The sequence below is a fragment of the Microvirga sp. VF16 genome, from assembly GCF_016864375.1.
Classification (GTDB): domain Bacteria; phylum Pseudomonadota; class Alphaproteobacteria; order Rhizobiales; family Beijerinckiaceae; genus Microvirga.
Window position 1 is genome coordinate 4,641,936 of the sequence record NZ_CP069354.1, and the last position, 18,293, is coordinate 4,660,228.

An 18,293-nucleotide genomic window follows, 5' to 3' on the forward strand; every position below is an offset into this window, starting at 1 on the left:
CCGCCATGACGCACACTCAAGAAACAGCCCTCGAGATCCGCGGCCTGCGCACCGAGTTCCGCATCGGTGGTCGCTGGTACCCCGCCGTCCGGGATCTGTCGCTCTCGGTCGCGAAGAACGAAACGCTTGCCATAGTCGGTGAGTCGGGAAGCGGCAAGAGCGTCACCGCTCTATCGATCCTACGGCTCCTGCCGCAGGCCGGTGCCCGGATCGGCGCAGGCGAGATTCAGTTCGACGGACGGGACCTCGTCCAGCTCTCCGAGCGCGAGATGAGCAACATCCGCGGCAACTCGATCGCAATGATCTTTCAGGAGCCTATGACATCGTTGAACCCGACGATGACTGTCGGAGAACAGATCGCCGAAGCCATCACGATTCATCGGAAGGTGTCGCGATCCGAGGCCATGGCGGAGGCGCTTCGTCTTTTGAAGGAGGTGAAGATTCCTTCGGCGGAGAGCCGCCTGCATGACTATCCGCACCAGTTCTCGGGCGGCATGCGCCAGCGCGTGATGATCGCCATGGCACTCGCCTGCCGCCCCAAGGTGCTCTTGGCCGACGAGCCGACCACGGCCCTCGACGTGACCATTCAGGCGCAAGTGCTGATGCAGCTCGACGAGTTGAAAGAGACCTACGGCATGTCCGTCCTGTTCATCACGCACAATCTCGGCGTGGTGGCGCAGATCGCGGACCGCGTTGCAGTGATGTATGCGGGTGAGGTCGTAGAGCTTGCCACCGTCGACGCGTTGTTCGCACAGCCTACTCACCCCTACACATCTGCGCTCCTGCGCGCCATGCCGCGCGCGGACCGGGCGACCGACAATCTTGAGCCGATCCCTGGCGGCGTGCCGGCCGTCAGCGCCATGCCGGGCGGCTGCGCTTATGCGCCACGCTGCCCTTACAGGCAGCCGAGCTGCGAGGAGAAGCGGCCGGAGCTTATGCCCTTGGACGATACCGGACACCTCGTTCGTTGTCCCGTTCGCCTTGCGAAAGGAAGAGGCTGATGACCGTGGGAACTGGGAACGGGAATCTCGAGGTCCGAAACCTCGCGAAGCACTTTACAATTGGCGGCGGGCTTTTCGGCCCCGAGCGGAAGGTTGTCCGGGCCGTCAACGACGTATCGTTCACCATTCCGAAGGGAACATCCGTCGGGCTGGTCGGTGAGTCCGGCTGCGGGAAATCGACCGTTGCGCGCTCACTCCTTCGCCTGATCGAGCCGGATGCGGGATCGGTAATCTTCGACGGAATTGACGTTAGAGCAGCCAAGGGGAGCGCCCTGCGCCAGCTCCGGCGGCGCATGCAAATTGTCTTTCAGGATCCCTACTCGTCGCTCAATCCGCGCCGCACCATCCGCCAGGCACTCGAAGAGCCACTGAGCGTGCATCGGCTCGGTTCAGGCCGGGAGATCTCCGAGAGGGCGGAGATGGCGATCGCCGAGGTCGGCTTGCCGAAGGAGGCCATCGACCGCTACCCGCACGAGTTTTCCGGCGGCCAGCGGCAGCGCATCGGCATCGCGCGTGCACTCGTGCTCGATCCGGAACTCATCGTCGCCGACGAGCCGGTTTCGGCACTCGACGTTTCCGTTCAGGCGCAGATCCTTCGCCTGCTCGATAGCCTGCGCGAGCGGCGCGGCCTCTCCTTCCTCTTCGTCTCGCACGACCTTGGCGTCGTCCGACATTTCTGCGACCGCGTCTGTGTCATGTATCTCGGGCGCATCGTGGAGCAGGGTAAGACGGCCGAAGTGCTTGATACACCTTTGCACCCTTACACGAAGCTCTTGCGCGACAGTTCGCCAGTGCCGGACCCGACGGCACGCCTTACCCTGACCAAAATCATGGGAGAGGTCCCCTCGCCTGCCAATCCACCCCCGGGTTGCACGTTCCATCCCCGCTGCCCTCGGGCTGCCGGTCCGTGTCTGACCGAAATTCCCGCGCTCGAAGAGCATGGCTCCGGCCGACTGGCGGCCTGCTATCACCCCGAAAGCTGGCCGAACCTGCGAACCGTCGCTGCAGCGAGCTAAAAACCTCGACCTTCGACAGCTTCTCGCGGCCGCTGGCCTGCCAATTTCACATGGAGAATACAATGCGTGTCGCCATTGCCGGCGCGGGAGGCATCGCCTTTGCCGCTGCAGCCTTTGTCAGTGAGAACGGCCATGCCCCGATCCTCTGGTCACCATCGGGGCAACGGACGGCGGAGCTGGCCGCCGGGCAGGCCCTGACAGCGACCGGTGCGGTTTCCGGCACCTATCGCCCGAAGGTGGCCTCCTCGGCTTCGGAGTTGGTCTCCGGCGCCGATGCAGTCCTGATCGCGCTTCCTGCCTATGGCCATCGTACGGTCATGGACGCCATCGCACCCCATGTGACAGGCGAGCAGGTTGTGATCATCAGCTCTCACGCATCGTTCGGAGCGCTCTACCTGTCCAAGAAGCTCGCCGAGCTGGGGACGAAGGCACCCATCGTGGCGTGGGGAACGACGGTCACCACAGGGCGACAGAAGAGTGGAACCGAGGTTCATGTTTCCACAGTGCGAAGCAAGGTCGATATGGCGACTCTGCCTCTCTCGGCCAGTGAGCGGGGGCTGGCCATGTGCCGCGCGCTGTTCGGTGATCGCTTCAATGAAAAGGACGATCTGCTCGCCATTGCGCTGAGCAACCTGAATCCGCAGAATCATATGGGCATCGCGCTGTGCAACCTGACGCGCATGGAGCGAGGCGAGACCTGGGGTCAGCACCAGAACGTGACGACGGCCGTGGGACGCCTCTTCGAGGCCCTTGACGAGGAACGTCTGAACATTGCCCACAGCTTCGACCTATCGGTACGGACGGTTCGCGAGCACTATCATTTCTCCTACGGAGTCCCTATGGGGCCGGTCGGTGAAATGGCCCAGGTCCTGGCGGAGCGAGGCGGCGGCCCCATGGGCCCCACCACTCTCGATACCCGCTATGTGACGGAGGATGCGCCCTTCGGTCTTCTGCCGACAGTGCTGCTTGGCAAATTGACCAATACGCCCGCCACGCTTCACGAGGCTGGCTTGAACGTTTTCTCGGCCCTTTACGGCCGTGACTTCCGGAAGGAGAACAATCTCCTGCCAGAGCTTGGTCTGGAGAACCTGTCGAAATCCGAGCTCCAGCGTCTTGCACGTGAGGGGTGGACAGGCGCCACATGAGGCGAAGAGGCCTCCTGCCCTTGCACCGTATCCATGGCATTTAAGACGAAGAGACATTGAAGGGTTGATGACGATGCCTATCGAAACGACGCCCAATGCCCCGATCGATTTGCGGAGCGATACGGTGACACGTCCGACGCGCGGCATGCTCGAGGCGATGAGTGCCGCGCTGGTCGGGGATGATGTCTGGGGCGATGATCCCACTGTTAGCAAGCTACAGCAGGTGGCAGCGGAGCAGGCAGGCAAGGAGGCGGCGGTCTTCTTTCCATCCGGGACACAGAGCAATCTCGCTGCTCTGATGGCCCATTGTCAGCGCGGTGACGAATACATCGTCGGACAGGACGCCCACACATACCGGTATGAGGGCGGGGGCGCAGCCGTTCTGGGCAGCATTCAGCCTCAACCTATCGAAAATGCGCTCGATGGCACGCTGCCGCTTGAGAAGATCCGTGCTGCAGTCAAACCCGACGATTCACACTTCGCCCGAACCCAGCTACTTGCCCTCGAAAACACGATCGGCGGCAAAGTTCTGCCTGAAGCCTATGTGCAGGAGGCCGCACGGTTAGTGCGGGATCTCGGCATCGGGTTTCATCTCGACGGAGCTCGAGCATGGAACGCTGGCGTTGCGAGTGGTCGCTCGATTGCTGACATTTGTGCACCCTACGATTCGGTCTCGCTCTGCTTCTCCAAGGGGCTGGGCGCGCCGATTGGCTCAGTGCTCGTTGGCAGCAAGGACTTGATGGATATTGCCCGGCGGTGGCGGAAGGTGTTGGGTGGAGGTATGCGCCAAAGTGGCTATCTCGCTGCCGCCTGTCTATATGCCCTCGAACACCACGTCAGCCGTTTAAGTGAAGATCACGCCAATGCGCAGATCCTGGCGGCGGGGCTCGATGGAGTTGACGAGATCCGCGTGAAAGCGGTCGCGACCAACATGGTCTTTGCCGAAGTTCCCGCCGAACACTGCAATCCGTTGCAGGACTATCTACGCGACAACGGAATCCTTGCTGCGGTCGGCCGGACCACCCGTTTCGTAACACATCTGGATGTAGGAGCGGACCAACTGCATAGGGTCGTTAGCACGATCAAGGGTTACTTTCGGCTTCAAGGAAACGGACGATCCGACGGGGCAGAAGCAATGGCTCAGGCGATGGGAACATCTGGCCCGTATAGGGCCCATTAATGCAAGGTCCGTGACTGATCACTCTGATTTGGAAGCCTCACTGTGACGGACGCTTTTCAGACCAGGACGGCATGAGCTAGCGTGGAACTGAGATCCATAGCAATCTCGTTGCTTGGTTTGTCCTCCTTCAACGGACAATCTGCCTGATATCGTGTCGAATCGATTGAAGGCATTTGCACAGGACTGGCTCATGAAGAAGATCGGCTTTCTCTCGTTTGGGCACTGGTCACCCTCGCCACAGTCACAGACGCGCTCGGCCGGCGATGCCCTCCTCCAATCCATCGACCTGGCTGTGGCGGCCGAGGAACTCGGCGCTGACGGCGCTTACTTCCGCGTTCATCACTTCGCGCGCCAGCTCGCTTCGCCCTTCCCGCTGCTCGCGGCGATCGGCGCGAAGACGAGCCGGATCGAGATCGGTACTGCCGTCATCGACATGCGCTACGAGAATCCTCTCTATATGGCCGAGGATGCTGGCGCGGCCGATCTGATCAGTGGCGGGCGTCTCCAGCTCGGCATCAGCCGCGGCTCGCCTGAGCAGGTGATCGACGGATGGCGCTATTTCGGCTACGTGCCCGAAGAGGGCCAAAGCGACGCAGACATGGCTCGCCGTCACACGGAAGTACTTCTCAACGTCCTCAAGGGCGAGGGCTTTGCCCAGCCGAACCCACGCCCGATGTTTCCCAACCCGCCCGGCTTGCTGCGCCTAGAGCCGCATGCGGAGAGCCTGCGCGAGCGCATCTGGTGGGGATCCGCCTCCAATGCAACGGCGGTGTGGGCCGCACAGCGGGGCATGAACCTCCAGAGTTCGACCCTGAAGGAGGACGAGACGGGCGAGCCCTTCCATGTCCAGCAGGCCAAGCAGATCCGCCGCTACAGGGAAGCGTGGAAGGAGGTGGGGCACGCCCGCGAGCCCCGCGTCTCTGTCTCACGCTCTATCTTCGCACTCGTGGATGACCGCGACCGCGCCTATTTCGGGCATGGCAAGGACAGCGACCAGATCGGCATCATCGACAACATGCGCGCGATCTTCGGCCGCTCCTACGCCGCGGAGCCGGACAGGCTCGTGGAAGACCTGAAGGCCGACGAGGCGATTGCCGAGGCCGATACGCTGCTCCTGACCGTGCCGAATCAGCTCGGCGTCGATTACAACGCTCATGTCATCGAGGCCATTCTGAAGCATGTCGCTCCAGCGCTGGGCTGGCGATGACGATCCGGACAGTCGCTCGCCCATAAGAGGTTACAGCCCAATAGAAACGTTCGTGCCTTTGGAGCGAACGAATACCTCTGCGAGGCAAGATGTGCGAGTGCCAAGCCTGCTGCATGAAAGCCGAAATGTCGGCTGTGGGGCCAAACGTTCACATTCGGCAGATCACCGAATATCGGCTCTTAGGTGCAGAAGCGGACCAAGCGCTGACGTCTAAGGAATGCCAGGAGCCGCCCTTCCAATGCAGGTTCCAAACCCACCATCGGCCGCCTCATATCTCTGACGCGCTTTGCCAAACGCTCCTTGATTTCGTGAAGTCAGGAAAAGTTCCATGGCGAGCCATGTCACTGCTTTATGGCTGGGTTGTGCCCTACGGTGAAGCTTAGACGCTCCTAATCTGATCGGATGATGTTTGCGCCGCTTGATTTGGCGGCGCCAATCGGAAGACCCGGGAGGATCTTATGAAAAACGGTCTGCTGCCCAGTCTGCTACTCGCGTCCCTGCTCACGACCACTGCACCCGTCCTCGCTCAGACCAGCGCGCCGAGTTCCGCCCTGGTCGAGCGGATCGCGGAGCTGAAGAAGAGCGCCATTGAAGGCGTCGAAGCCCGCGCCAAGCTCGCCCAGGAGATGAACGACTCGATCTTCAGCTTCGGCGAGCTCGCCTTCCAGGAGTTCGAGACCTCGAAGTACATCACGGATATCCTCGAGAAGAACGGCTTCACCATTCAGAGGAATGTCGCCGGACTGCCGACAGGATGGGTCGCCAAGTGGGGCTCGGGCGGTCCCGTGATCGCGCTCGGCAGCGACATCGACTGCATCCCGAAGGCTTCCCAGAAGCCAGGCGTCGCGTATCGCGACCCCATGATCGAAGGTGCGCCGGGACACGGCGAGGGACACAACTCCGGCCAGGCGCTCAATGTGGTCGCGGCGCTTGCCCTGAAGGAGATCATGGAACGGGAGAAGATCCCCGGCACCATCATGCTCTGGCCGGGCGTGGCCGAGGAGCTTCTCGGCGGCAAGGCCTACATGGTCCGCGACGGCGTGTTCAATGGTGTCGACGCCGTTCTCTTCACCCATGTCGGCAACAATCTCCAGACCACCTGGGGACAGCCAACGGGCACAGGTCTGGTATCGGTCGAGTACACGTTCAGTGGCGAGTCTGCCCACTCGGCCTCAGCTCCCTGGCGGGGACGCAGCGCGCTCGATGGCGTTGAAGTCATGAACATCGGCTGGAACATGCGCCGCGAGCACCTCCGGCCCGAGCAGCGCTCCCACTATGTCATCCCGGACGGCGGCGATCAGCCCAATGTCGTGCCGTCGGTCGCCAGCGTCTGGTACTTCATCCGCGAGCAGGATTTCGAGAACATCCGCAAGAACTTCGAGATCGCCAACACCATCTCGGAGGCCGCAGCGAAGATGACGGACACCACCGTCACCCGAAAAATCATCGGCACGGCAGCGCCCCGCCACTTCAACAAGCCGATCGCGGAAGCCGCCTACGCCAACATCCAGCAGGTCGGGCTGCCGCAATGGACCGAGGACGAACAGGTCTTCGCCAAGGCCGTGCAGCGTACGGTCAAGGGCAAGGAGGAAGGCCTCGCCACCCAATTGAAGAAGCTCGAGCCACCCGTGGAGAAGCCCGAAAGCGGTGGCTCTGACGACATCGGTGACATCTCCTGGACGGTGCCGACGATCACGCTGAACTATCCGTCGAACATTCCCAACCTGCCAGGGCATCACTGGTCGAACGCGATGTCGATGGCGACACCGATTGCGCACAAGGGCATCGTTGCGGGAGCGAAGGTGATCGCGATGACAACCATCGACCTGCTGTCGAAGCCGGAGCTGCTGGGGCAGGCCAAGGAATACTTCACCAAGGATCAGCAGAAGAACCAGAAGTATGTGCCAATGATCTCGGCCGAGGACAAACCTCAGGTGCAGATCAACGCCGACATCATGGCGCAGTACCGCCCCGAGATGAAGAAGTACTATTACGACCCGTCCAAGTACGCGACGTATCTCGATCAGTTGGGCATCAAGTTCCCGGTTCTCGAAAAGCCGAAGAACTGAAGCTCGCAATCGCGCCGAAGCCCCTTCGCGAGGGCCAAGGACGCAATCGACGGCGATCTCCGGAGACCGCCGTCGCTATCTCACCCGGACATATCTGGCTGAAGAAGGCTCCTTCGCACGAGTGAGCCGAGATGAAGTCATGAGGGAGGAAGTTTTATGCATATAGTGTCGAGAGCAATCCTGTCTGCGCTGACCGTCGGAACGTTGTCGGCCGGTCCCGTCCTCGCGCAGGAGGTTGCGCCAGCCCACACCGAGACTGTCAAGCGCATCATGGACAGCCAATTCTTCAAGACGGCCGTCGATGCGCTCCAAAAAGATCACGACCGCTGGGTCGGCGAGGTGATCAAGCTGACGGAAATTCCCGCCCCGCCCTTCAAGGAGGAGGCCCGCGCCAAGGCCTATGCGGAGATGCTCAAGGCCCATGGCCTGAGCGATGTCGAGATCGACCAGGAAGGCAACGCCATGGGCGTCCGGAAAGGCACCGGGGGCGGGCCATTGGTCGTCGTCTCCGCCCATCTTGACACCGTCTTTCCAGAGGGGACGGACGTGAAGGTCAAACGTGAGGGAACCCGCCTTGCGGCCCCGGGCGTTGGCGACGACAGCAGCGGCCTCGCCACCCTGCTCAGCATCGTGCGCGCGATGGATGCCGCCGGAATCAAGACGAAAAGCGACATCGTGTTCCTGGGTGACGTCGGCGAGGAAGGCCTGGGCGACCTGCGCGGCGTGCGGTACTTCTTCACGAAGGGCAAGTACAAGGACCAAGCCAAGTACTTCTTCTCCCTCGATGGCGGCGGGACGACCCGGATCACGAACTGTGGCGTCGGCTCGAAGCGTTACCGCGTGACCTATAAGGGGCCTGGCGGACACAGCTTCGGCGCCTTCGGCCTCGTCAACCCCATGACCGCCATGGCCCAGACAGTCGTCGAACTCTACAAGGTCCAGACCCCGACCAAGCCGAAGACCACCTATTCGGCGAGCGTCACGCAAGGCGGAACCTCGGTGAACGCGATCCCGAACGAGGTCTGGATGGAGTTCGACATGCGCTCCGAGGACGCCAAGGAGCTGGACCGCCTCGAGAAGCGCTTCCTCGCGATCGTGAACCAGTCCCTGGAGACGGAGAACTTCGGTCGGTCCACCAAGGAGGGAACGATCTCGGCCGACATCAAGCTCGTGGGTGATCGGCCTGCGGGACGCACGGACGAGAAGACGGATCTGGTGCAACTGACGACGGCAGCCTTCCTGGCGAATGGCAGCAAGCCAACCTACGAGTGCGGCTCGACCGACTCCAACATGCCGATGAGCCTGAATATCCCGGCACTGACGATCCCGCGTGTCGGCAAGTCCGAGCGCTCTCACTCCCTCGATGAGTGGATCGACACGGAACCGGAGAGCAACCACGCCGTGAAGAGGACAGTTCTCACCACGATGCTGGCCGTTGCAGGAGCGCAGTAAGGATCAATGGACCGGGTGCATGCACCCGGTCCAGCCCATTGCGTCGATAGAGAAGCGAAGGCAGGTGGCGGCCGACAGCCAAAGGTCCAGGTAAATGCGCCGGATATCATCGGTAGGGCTATTCCCCGTCACCGTTCTTAGTCTTGGAGCCATAGAAAGTGCGCGCATCCCATACGGCTCTTCTTCAACAGCCAAGACGGACTGCAACGGAAACACTCACTTCAACTTGAACAACGAAGGCTGGCTCAGGATCAGGCAGCGAAGTTCGCCGACGTCTCGGAATATCTGGCACTCCCTGAGTGAGCGGGCATTCGATGCGCTAAGCCCCCTGAAAAGAAAAAAGCCGGGCTCGAAGCCCGGCTAAAGTAGAGGTCCGACAAAAGTCAAAACCTTCCAGAGGGAACGGCCGACCCGGCAACGCCGGGAGGAAGAAAGCGGTGCCGCGTTTAAATCAGCCAAGGGTGATATCGGCTGCATGGCGCTTATTTGCAATGCAGCATGCCTCATAAAAGGGCTGCGTTACGGACATAGCCGTGCTCGCAGAATGCATGCATCGGTATTGTCCACCGCCTTCTGAAGTGAAGTTCTCAGATTTTGCGGCGGCGAGCCAGATTGCTGGAGGCGAGGCAAAGCAGTTCGAAGAGTACCTGTGCACCAGCTTGTGCCGTATTGCTCGTCGAATCATATTGAGGCGCGACCTCCACGACATCACCCCCTATGATGTCGATGCCGACGAGGCCGCGCAGAATCTCCAGAACCTCGCGTGGCTGGAGGCCGCCGACCTCCGGTGTGCCTGTCCCCGGGGCGAACCCCGGATCCAGACTGTCAATGTCAAAGGACACATAGATCGGCCCGTCGCCGACGACAGCCCGTGCCTTTTCAACAACAGCGGCAACTCCCATCCTTGGGACCTCCTCGGCATGAATCACCGTCATGCCGGACACATAGGAGAACTCCCACAGATACTCCGCACCACCGCGAATGCCGATCTGGATCACGCGGTCTGGGTCCAAGGTGCCCTCCAGAACGGCCTGACGAAACGGTCCGCCATGATGAAACTTGGAGTTCTCATAGATGCCGCCGGTGTCGCAATGGGCGTCAATGTGAATCATGCCCACGGGTCGATCCCTGCCGACAGCAGCAAGGATGGCTCGGGTGATTGAATGATCGCCCCCGACCGCGAGCGGAAGGACTCCAGCGCTGACAACTCTCCTGAAGAAGTCCTCGATATCGGCGTGACAAGACTCGAGACTGAAACGACTGCGGAACGGCACATCGCCGATATCGGCTACCTTTGCATCCGCCATAGGCGTCATTCGCAGAACATGTTCATAGGGCCCGATGCGCTCGATGGCGCGCACCGCGCGGGGCCCGAGGCGAGCGCCTGCCCGGTTTGTGACGCCGAGATCCATCGGCACGCCGATGAGCGCTACGTCGAGCCCACCGAAATCGGGCAGTTCAACGACATCTGGGCGAAAAGGCGCGTCCAGGAAGGTCGCCGGATCGGCGAACGGCCATTTGCGCCGGTCACTTTCCGAGAATTGAAGGCTTGCTGCCTTGCGGAAATCCGCATCATCAATGTCGCCGCCGGTTGCTCCTTGGTAGCGGGCCCGTAGAGCTTCGAGCTTGTTCTGGTCCACGATCGTCTTCTCCAGTCGTTAGGAACATCATCGAAAGATCTTCGGGCGCGTTTGATCGGAGCGCACTGCGTCCTCCAGCCACCGGACATCGTCCTGCTCCCACAGGCCAAGCACGCCGTCGATCAAGCGCTGGGTGCGAGTATCATCGAGAGCCATGGCAGCAAGGCTGCGGATCTTCGCGAAATAGGCCTCGTCCGTGACCGGATTCGCCGGAGAGCCGAGCGCCATCGGCACCCGTGTTTCGTCCGTACGGCCATCACGCGCCACCACCTGCACAAAGGGTTCGTCATTGGCCTCAATGGTGGGATCGACGATCTGGTTGACCCGATTCATGACGGCCAGAAGCGACGGATTCTGCCGCTCGCTCGCCGCATAGGCCGTCAGACCGGCATGTCCCAGGACAAGGCGCGCCGCAAGGGCGTAGGGCAGGCTCATCTGCGCAAACGGCAGTGTGACGACATCCTGGCCACCACACATCTCGAAGAGGAAGGGACTGAGCCGCACGTCGATCCGCTCGACATCGTCCGCCGTCAAGCCATTGCGTTCAAGGAGCATTCCCAACGCGTCGATCGACGAATGCGTACCGCGGCAGGAGGCGTAAGGTTTCAGCGATACCCGTTCCAGGCGCCAGCGTTCCCCGAGCCCGACCGTCAATGCGTCCGGTTGGGCCGAAGCGGATGCGAAGGTCGCCAGAAAGCCGCCCCAAACGTCCTCGAAGATCCGGGAGGGGCCAGTAACGCCGGCACGTGCCAGAAGCGCCGCGAACAGCCCGCCTTCGGCAGCCCTCCCCGCATGGATCCGCTTGGTCTGGCTGCCGTCGTGAATGAAGGCCCAGAGGCCGCCACTGAAGCTCGCCGCATGCCCGAGGGCATGCATCACGCCTGTGGTGTCAAGCTGAAGAATGCGTGCCGCGGCGACCGCTGCGCCGAAGGTGCCGCAGGTGGCCGTGGAGTGCCAACCGGCCTCATTGTGTGGCGCATATCCTCCGCAGGCTTCCAGGACACGACGCGCAATCTCGTATCCGAGAACAATCGCGTGCAGGAACTCCTCGCCGCGGACCGGACGCCCCGCAAGGCTGAGCGCCGCCAATGCGGCGGGAAGAACGACAGCGCCCGAATGATCGCATCCGCCGGTATCATCCAGCTCGAAGGCATGACAGGCAATGCCGTTGACGAGGGTTGCGGAGCGAACCGACAGAGCCTCGCTCGTTCCCCAGACAGGAACTGTCCCCTGTGGTTCGGTAGCCCGGATCAGATCGAGCGCCGCCTGTGCTTCCTGCGAAGCGGCGCCTGCGATCCCGCATGCGAGCGTATCGAGGGTGTGACGCGCCGCCTTCGTTCGAATGGCGAGCGGAAGATCCGATGCAGCGGTCGTGGTAACGAACTGGGCGAGCGTGGCCGCGCGCGACGTCCCGGCATGCGTGCTCATGAGCTTTGGCGATCCTGCTGATCCTGTGAGGCCGACAAGCGGGCGATTATCAGCGAACGTGACGCCAGTCCCGTGAGGAACCGGCGCCACGACAGATGTTATTTTGCCGGAGCGGCTTCACCGTTGATCATGACGCCGTCGACTTTGGCGGAGGACAGTTCCCACTTCTTGAGCACTTCCGCGTAAGTGCCGTCCTTGATCATCTCGGCGAAGGCCTTGGCGACCGCATCGCGAAGCTGAGTATCCTTCTTGGCGAAGCCCATGCCCTGATGGACAGAGGTGAAGGGCTCTCCGATGATCGCATAGGTATTCGGCTCGAGGCCCATCAGATAGGGCAGCGTCTCGGAGCCCTGCACGGCAGCGTCTAGACGCTTCTGGCGAAGCTGCGTGCGCGCATCCGCCGAACCCTCCGTGCCGACGATCTTCAGAGCCGGTTTTCCGGCCGCCTCACAGGCGGTCTTGCTCCAGGTCTCCATCTCCTTGGGGAACGAGGTGCGGCGGCTCGCGCCGACGGTCTTGCCGCACAGATCAGCCGGGGTCTTGTACTCATCCTTGCGGTCGGCCGTCGTATAGAACTGTGCACCGGATTCCAGGTAATCGACGAAGTCGAGCGTATCCCGGCGAGTAGGCAGATCGCTCATGCCCGACAGGATCATGTCGGCGCGGCCCGTGGTCAGGGCGCTCACCATCTGCTCGAAGCTGATCTCTTCCCATTTGATCTCGACGCCGAGTTTCTTTGCGAGCGCATTGCCGAGGTCGATATCGAGGCCGGTGAGCGTGTTGGTCTTCGGGTCCTTGAACTCAAGCGGCGGGTAGTTCGGCACATTAGCCACGATGATGGTCTTCTTGGATGCGATCCGCTCCGGCAGTTCCTGCGCCATTGCGACGCCGCCGGCTGCGATGAGAGCGATGACGGAGCAGAGGATGGTTCTTGGTGTCATTGTAGGTTCCCTTCACTTTTGTGGTTGCTGACAATCTCATTTATGCACGGCCGAGATGAACTCCCGGGTGCGCGCCTGTTGCGGGCTTGCGAGGATGGAACGCGAGTCCCCGATCTCCACGAGCTGCCCCTGATCCATGAACGCCGTCCGGTGGCTTACCTCGCGGGCGAAGCCCAATTCGTGCGTCACGATGATCATCGTCATTCCGGTCTGCGCCAGGTCCCGCATCACATTCAGGACTTCGCCGACGAGCTCCGGATCCAGCGCCGAAGTCGGCTCGTCGAACAGTAGCAGTTGAGGACGCATGGCGAGCGCTCGGGCGATTGCGACGCGCTGCTGCTGGCCGCCGGAGAGATGTGCCGGATAGACGTCGCGCTTATCGATGAGGCCGACACGGTCCAGCAATGCGTGGGCGCGGTCCCTCGCCTCGTTCCGGTTCTCCTTCAGCACCTGCACGGGGCCTTCGATGATGTTCTCGGTGACCGTGAGATGCGGAAAGAGATTGAAGCGCTGAAAGACCATGCCGATGGATCGTCGCTGCCGGGCGATCTGCGCATCGTCGAGTTGGTGGAGGTTGTTGCCTTCGCGCCGGAAGCCGACCAGCTCACCGCCCACCCAGATGGCACCACCATCGATGCGCTCGAGCTGGTTGATGCACCGCAGGAAGGTGCTCTTGCCCGAGCCCGACGGTCCGATGATGCACAGCACCTCGCCCTTCTGCACTTTGACGTTGATGCCCTTCAGGACCTCCAGCGGGCCGAAATGCTTGCGGACATCGGCCGCGACGACGAGCGGGGCATCAGGAGAAAGATTCTGAACGTCCATATCCCGCTCCTCTTCACTTCGCATTGCCGGCGGCCACGCCCTTGGAGAAATACTTTTCGATTCGCCCCTGAATCAGGCTCAAGATCGTGACCACGACGAGGTACCAGATCGCCGCCACGATCAGGAGTTCGATGACGCGCGAGTTGGCGTAGTAGATGTTCTGCGCGCTATGGAGGATTTCGGCGTACTGAATGACGCTCGCGAGGGACGTGAGCTTGACCATGCCGATGAACTCGTTGCCGACCGGCGGGACGATCACGCGCATCGCCTGCGGCATGATGATCCGGCGCAGCATCTGCAACCGCGTCATGCCGATGGTCTGCGCCGCCTCGTATTGCCCCCGGTCGACCGAGAGCAGGCCAGCGCGGACGACTTCCGCCGTAAAGGCCCCCTGCTGAATGCCGAGCCCGAGAAGCGCTGCCACGAAAGGTGTCATGACTTCGACGGTTTTCACCGAGAACAGGCCAGGAATTCCGATGGTCGGGAAAACCAGCGCCAGGTTGAACCAGATCAGCAATTGCAGCAGCGCGGGGATGGCACGGAAGAACCAGACATAGCCCAAAGCCGTCGTCGAGAGGACCGGGTTCTCGGACAGGCGCATGATGGCAAAGACAATCCCGAGGACGATGCCCAGAACCATGGCGAGGATGGCCATCACGATGGTGTTGACGAGTCCGCTCATGATGGCCGGCACCGTCAGGAACTCACCGACGAACCTCCATTCGATCTGCCCGACCGCAAAGGCATGGACGATGACGGCAAGCGCGGCGATCACCAATGCGGCGGCGAGCATCCGCCCGTAGTGGCGGCGCGGGACGAGCGTGAGGTGACTGACTTGATAGACTGTATCGGTCATGGGCCTGTTCTTTCTTCGCTGTTCTTCTTCATGCCTGCCAATCTTTTACGCTCACAACGATTTTTCCAACATGGCTGCCGCTCTCCATGTAGCGGTGCGCCTCGGCCATCTCGGCCAAGGGGAAGATTCGGTCAACCACCGGCGTGATCGCCCCGCGTTCCACATGGGGCCACAAATCCCGCCGCACTCCCTCGACGATCCGGGCCTTGGCGTCGAGCGCCCGATCTCTGAGAGACGTGGTGAAGAGAGAAGCGCGCTTGGCCATCATGCGGCCCAGCGGGATTTCCACATCGCGTCCGCTCTGCAGGCCGATCATTGCGATCCGACCATCGGGCGCAAGCGCTTCGATGTTACGGACGAGGTAGGCTGCGCCCATATTGTCGAGGATGATGTCGGCGCCGCGCTGCCCGGTTGCGTTCTTGACGGCAGCCACGAAATCCTCGTCACGGTAGGAAATGGCGCGCTCGGCTCCGAATTCGACGCAACGTTGCATCTTCTCGTCACCGCCCGCAGTGGCAAAGACGCGCGCGCCGATCGCGCGGGCCGCCTGGATAGCGAAGGTGCCGATGCCGCCCGCGCCGCCATGGACAAGAAGAACGTCGCCTGCGCGGAGCGCCGCGATATCGACGAGATTGGACCACACGGTGCACGCCGCCTCGGGCAGTGCCGCCGCCGAGATGAGATCGACATTGCGCGGGCGTCGAAGGAGTTGGGTGGCGGGAACCGCCACCCTCTCGGCATAGGTGCCACTGGAAACCAACGCGCAGACCTCATCTCCCACGTTCCAGCCCTCGACGTCAGATCCGAGGGCGAGGATCGTCCCGGAACATTCGATGCCGAGGATGCCCGGCAGCGTCGCCGGTGTTCCGTAGGCTCCCTTCCGCTGCAGGAGATCGGCGAAGTTCAGCGCGGTCGCGTGAACGTCGATGACGACCTCACCTGAGGAAGGGTGCGGATCGGGGACTTCGACCAGAACCAAGGCCTCTGGTCCACCGATATGAGGCAGAACGACAGCACGCATGACGGTCTCCGAAGCAAGCCGGCTCAGGTGCCGGCGTCGATCTTCACGTCGGTCACGGCCTGGCGTTCAAGGCCGAACTTCTGCAGCGCCTGCTTGTAGGCTCCGCTCTTGATCGTCGCCGTCAGGGCTGCAGCGACGGCGTCCCGCAAGGCGGCGTCGTTCTTGTTGAATGCGAAACCGAAGAGCGTCTTGGTCAGAGGCTCGCCCGCCAGGACATAGGTATTCGGTTCGTCCGCCATGAGATAGGCGACATATTCAGGGCCCAGAACCGCCGCATCGAGGCGTCCCTGCTTGAGGTCGAGGCGCGTCGCCGTGGCGCCGGCCGTGCCGTTGACGCTCGCGGCAGGTTTGCCGGCAGCGACGCAGTTCTTCTCGCTCCAGGCCTGCAGGACCGGGAAATAGTTCGTCGTGCGCGGCGCACCCACGGTCTTTCCGCACAGGTCGGCTTCAGTCTTGATGCTGTCTTTCTTCGACGTAACGGTGAAGGGTTGTGAACCGGTCACCAGATAGTCGACGAAAGTCAGCTTTTCCCGCCGCGACGGCAGATCGCTGATTGCGGTGCCGATCATATCGATACGGCCGGTGGTGAGAGAGGTCATGAGCTGCTCGAAGCTCATCTCCTCCCACTTCACCTTGACCCCGAGTTCCTTGGCGATGCTTTCGACCAGATCGATGTTCACGCCGATCCGCTCGTTGGTCTTCGGATCCTTATAGGCCATGGGCGGATAGGTGGACTCGATGCCGACCGTGATGGCGCCGGCAGCCTTCACCTTCTCCGGGAGATTGGCGCTCTGTGCCGATGCGACCGCCGGCACGAGCATTGTGAGAGCCGCTCCGAACGCAGCATGGCAGAAGGTCCGAGCGGACCGATTTCCTCTTGTCATCATATGGTTCCCTTTGGCTAGCGAAAGGCTGCGGTTGCTCCGCGGCTCGTTGCTTTTGTTAAGGGGAGTTCGGGCCCGGCGTGCTTCCTCCGCGCCGGATCCGATCAGACATCGATCAGATTTGGGCCCAGGCACGCTGGCGAGTGACGGTTTCCTTCAGGCGTGCGATCTGTTCTGCAACCCGTACCGGCGCAGTTCCGCCATAGCCCGTGCGCGCGGCGACGGCAGCCTCCGGCGTGAGACAGCCGAGCATCTCCTCGCCCAAGCGCGGATCGACGGCCTGGAGATCGGCGGGTGTCAGATCCGAAAGCTCGATATTCTTCTCCTCGCAGTAGCGCACCAGCGCGCCGGTGATCTCATGCGCTTCGCTGAAGGGCACGCCATTGCGGGCGAGCCAGTCGGCGACCTCCGTCGCGAGCGTGAAGCCCTCGGTCGCCTGGGCCCTGACACGGGAGACATCGACCCGCATGGTCGCGATCATGCCCGACATGGCCGGCAGAACCACTTCAAGGGTGTCGATGGCCTCGAAGGCGGCCCATTTGTCTTCGGAAAGGTCGCGGTTATAGGCGAAAGGAAGCCCTTTCAGGGCCGTCATCATCGCATTGAGACCGCCGATCAGGCGTGCGGCCCGGCCACGGGTTAGCTCCGCGATATCCGCATTCTTTTTTTGCGGCATGATCGAGGAGCCGGTCGCATAACCGTCGTCGAGAACAACCCAACGAAACTGGCGCGACGACCAGAGGAACACTTCCTCAGCCAGACGCGAGAGGTTCACGCCGATCATTGCGGAGGCGAACAGGAATTCCGCCACATGGTCGCGGCTCCCGACTGCATCGATCGAATTCTCGCAGGCCGATTCGTAACCGAGTTCCTTGGCCGAGAGTTCCGGATGGAGCGCAATGGCGGAACCTGCCAGCGCCGCGGCACCGAGCGGCGAACGGGACGAGCGACGGTCCCAATCCTGCAAACGCTCGATATCCCGCGAAAATCCCTGGGCATGAGCCAGGAGCTGATGGGCGAACGTGACCGGCTGGGCGGGCTGCAGATGCGTGAACCCCGGAGCGAGCGTGTTCTGGTGTTCGCTGGCCTGCGCGATCAACGCCTCCTGAAGCGCAAGCAGATCGTTCGCGATCCGCTTCGCCGCACGGCGCAGATGGAGCTTGAGATCGTTGGCGGCCTGATCGTTGCGCGACCGCCCCGCCCGCAGCTTGCCGCCGAGCGGACCGAGGCGCTCCACGAGGACGCGCTCGAGGAAGGTATGCACGTCCTCATCGGCGGAGGACGGCGAGATGTTTCCTTGAGCGAAGTCCTCACCGATCACTGCGAGGGTCTCGCTGATCCTGTCACCTTCGTCCTGCGTCAGGATACCGGCGCGCACCAATTCGCGTGCATGGGCGATGGAGGATTGGAGATCTTCCGGAACGAGACGGAAGTAAGTCTCGGGTGCGCGTGAAAGGCGCATCAGGGCGGCGGAGGGAGGTGTCCGGAACCTTGCTCCCCAGAGTCGAACGGGTTGGGTCATTGGTATTCCTCTTGACTGAGGAATGCTTGCACCCGTTTCCCATATGGACAATTGAATTGATTTCCCCGACGATAGTCCAAAATGGAATAGAAACTCTGTAGCGTAA

At 61.9% G+C, this 18,293-nt stretch carries 15 protein-coding genes; 7 read left to right on the plus strand and 8 right to left on the minus strand.

Annotation, left to right across the window (positions count from 1 at the left end; translation table 11 throughout):
- The first annotated feature begins 5 nt into the window (after window positions 1–5).
- The 7 genes from JO965_RS21780 (at window position 6) to JO965_RS21810 (ending at window position 9,070) form a co-directional block, all read left to right on the plus strand.
- The gene (locus JO965_RS21780; RefSeq protein ID WP_203441067.1) at window positions 6–1,001 is read left to right on the plus strand and encodes an ABC transporter ATP-binding protein; all 996 of its coding nucleotides are present in this window, start codon (window positions 6–8) and stop codon (window positions 999–1,001) included.
- Window positions 1,001–2,017: an ABC transporter ATP-binding protein gene (locus JO965_RS21785; protein WP_203441068.1), complete on the plus strand. Its 1,017-nt coding sequence runs from the start codon at window positions 1,001–1,003 to the stop codon at window positions 2,015–2,017. The genes JO965_RS21780 and JO965_RS21785 overlap by 1 nt, the downstream gene beginning before the upstream one ends.
- Window positions 2,018–2,079: 62 nt before the next feature.
- Window positions 2,080–3,162, plus strand: coding sequence for an NAD/NADP octopine/nopaline dehydrogenase family protein (locus JO965_RS21790; protein WP_203441069.1), 1,083 nt, complete (start codon window positions 2,080–2,082; stop codon window positions 3,160–3,162).
- Between the two features lie 145 nt (window positions 3,163–3,307).
- Window positions 3,308–4,342 (plus strand): low-specificity L-threonine aldolase, encoded by a 1,035-nt coding sequence (ltaE, locus tag JO965_RS21795; RefSeq protein WP_246776646.1) that lies wholly within the window; start codon window positions 3,308–3,310, stop codon window positions 4,340–4,342.
- A 190-nt stretch (window positions 4,343–4,532) separates the two neighbouring features.
- Window positions 4,533–5,549, plus strand: coding sequence for an LLM class flavin-dependent oxidoreductase (locus JO965_RS21800; RefSeq protein ID WP_203441070.1), 1,017 nt, complete (start codon window positions 4,533–4,535; stop codon window positions 5,547–5,549).
- Between the two features lie 458 nt (window positions 5,550–6,007).
- Window positions 6,008–7,618: an amidohydrolase gene (locus JO965_RS21805; protein ID WP_203441071.1), complete on the plus strand. Its 1,611-nt coding sequence runs from the start codon at window positions 6,008–6,010 to the stop codon at window positions 7,616–7,618.
- A 156-nt stretch (window positions 7,619–7,774) separates the two neighbouring features.
- A complete protein-coding gene (locus JO965_RS21810) occupies window positions 7,775–9,070 on the plus strand; it encodes a M20/M25/M40 family metallo-hydrolase (protein ID WP_203441072.1) in 1,296 nt (431 codons plus the stop codon).
- Between the two features lie 587 nt (window positions 9,071–9,657).
- Here JO965_RS21810 and speB read toward each other — a convergent pair.
- The 8 genes from speB to argH all read right to left on the minus strand — a co-directional run bounded on the left by speB (window position 9,658) and on the right by argH (window position 18,187).
- Complete coding sequence (gene speB, locus JO965_RS21815; protein ID WP_203444304.1) at window positions 9,658–10,713, minus strand: agmatinase; 1,056 nt, start codon at window positions 10,711–10,713, stop codon at window positions 9,658–9,660.
- A 24-nt stretch (window positions 10,714–10,737) separates the two neighbouring features.
- On the minus strand, window positions 10,738–12,138 hold the full coding sequence (locus tag JO965_RS21820; RefSeq protein WP_203441073.1) for an MmgE/PrpD family protein: 1,401 nt from the start codon (window positions 12,136–12,138) through the stop codon (window positions 10,738–10,740).
- Between the two features lie 98 nt (window positions 12,139–12,236).
- Window positions 12,237–13,019 (minus strand): ABC transporter substrate-binding protein, encoded by a 783-nt coding sequence (locus JO965_RS21825; RefSeq protein ID WP_371826896.1) that lies wholly within the window; start codon window positions 13,017–13,019, stop codon window positions 12,237–12,239.
- A gap of 96 nt (window positions 13,020–13,115) precedes the next feature.
- Window positions 13,116–13,904 (minus strand): amino acid ABC transporter ATP-binding protein, encoded by a 789-nt coding sequence (locus JO965_RS21830; protein ID WP_203441075.1) that lies wholly within the window; start codon window positions 13,902–13,904, stop codon window positions 13,116–13,118.
- 13 nt (window positions 13,905–13,917) lie between these two features.
- Window positions 13,918–14,760, minus strand: coding sequence for an amino acid ABC transporter permease (locus tag JO965_RS21835; RefSeq protein ID WP_203441076.1), 843 nt, complete (start codon window positions 14,758–14,760; stop codon window positions 13,918–13,920).
- Between the two features lie 28 nt (window positions 14,761–14,788).
- The gene (locus JO965_RS21840) at window positions 14,789–15,781 is read right to left on the minus strand and encodes an NAD(P)H-quinone oxidoreductase (RefSeq protein WP_203441077.1); all 993 of its coding nucleotides are present in this window, start codon (window positions 15,779–15,781) and stop codon (window positions 14,789–14,791) included.
- 23 nt (window positions 15,782–15,804) lie between these two features.
- Window positions 15,805–16,602, minus strand: coding sequence for a transporter substrate-binding domain-containing protein (locus tag JO965_RS21845; protein WP_246776647.1), 798 nt, complete (start codon window positions 16,600–16,602; stop codon window positions 15,805–15,807).
- A 178-nt stretch (window positions 16,603–16,780) separates the two neighbouring features.
- Window positions 16,781–18,187 carry an argininosuccinate lyase gene (gene argH / locus JO965_RS21850; protein WP_203441078.1) on the minus strand — a complete coding sequence of 469 codons (1,407 nt, stop codon included), beginning with the start codon at window positions 18,185–18,187 and terminating at the stop codon, window positions 16,781–16,783.
- Between the last annotated feature and the right edge of the window lie 106 nt (window positions 18,188–18,293).

Bases quoted from the DNA above. Each gene is read 5' to 3' on its own strand.
- JO965_RS21780 (WP_203441067.1), top strand. From the start codon at position 6: ATGACGCACACTCAAGAAACAGCCCTCGAGATCCGCGGCCTGCGCACC.
- JO965_RS21785 (WP_203441068.1), top strand. From the start codon at position 1,001: ATGACCGTGGGAACTGGGAACGGGAATCTCGAGGTCCGAAACCTCGCG.
- JO965_RS21790 (WP_203441069.1), top strand. From the start codon at position 2,080: ATGCGTGTCGCCATTGCCGGCGCGGGAGGCATCGCCTTTGCCGCTGCA.
- ltaE (WP_246776646.1), top strand. From the start codon at position 3,308: ATGCTCGAGGCGATGAGTGCCGCGCTGGTCGGGGATGATGTCTGGGGC.
- JO965_RS21800 (WP_203441070.1), top strand. From the start codon at position 4,533: ATGAAGAAGATCGGCTTTCTCTCGTTTGGGCACTGGTCACCCTCGCCA.
- JO965_RS21805 (WP_203441071.1), top strand. From the start codon at position 6,008: ATGAAAAACGGTCTGCTGCCCAGTCTGCTACTCGCGTCCCTGCTCACG.
- JO965_RS21810 (WP_203441072.1), top strand. From the start codon at position 7,775: ATGCATATAGTGTCGAGAGCAATCCTGTCTGCGCTGACCGTCGGAACG.
- JO965_RS21820 (WP_203441073.1), bottom strand. From the start codon at position 12,138: ATGAGCACGCATGCCGGGACGTCGCGCGCGGCCACGCTCGCCCAGTTC.
- JO965_RS21825 (WP_371826896.1), bottom strand. From the start codon at position 13,019: ATGGCGCAGGAACTGCCGGAGCGGATCGCATCCAAGAAGACCATCATC.
- JO965_RS21830 (WP_203441075.1), bottom strand. From the start codon at position 13,904: ATGGACGTTCAGAATCTTTCTCCTGATGCCCCGCTCGTCGTCGCGGCC.
- JO965_RS21835 (WP_203441076.1), bottom strand. From the start codon at position 14,760: ATGACCGATACAGTCTATCAAGTCAGTCACCTCACGCTCGTCCCGCGC.
- JO965_RS21840 (WP_203441077.1), bottom strand. From the start codon at position 15,781: ATGCGTGCTGTCGTTCTGCCTCATATCGGTGGACCAGAGGCCTTGGTT.
- JO965_RS21845 (WP_246776647.1), bottom strand. From the start codon at position 16,602: ATGCTCGTGCCGGCGGTCGCATCGGCACAGAGCGCCAATCTCCCGGAG.
- argH (WP_203441078.1), bottom strand. From the start codon at position 18,187: ATGACCCAACCCGTTCGACTCTGGGGAGCAAGGTTCCGGACACCTCCC.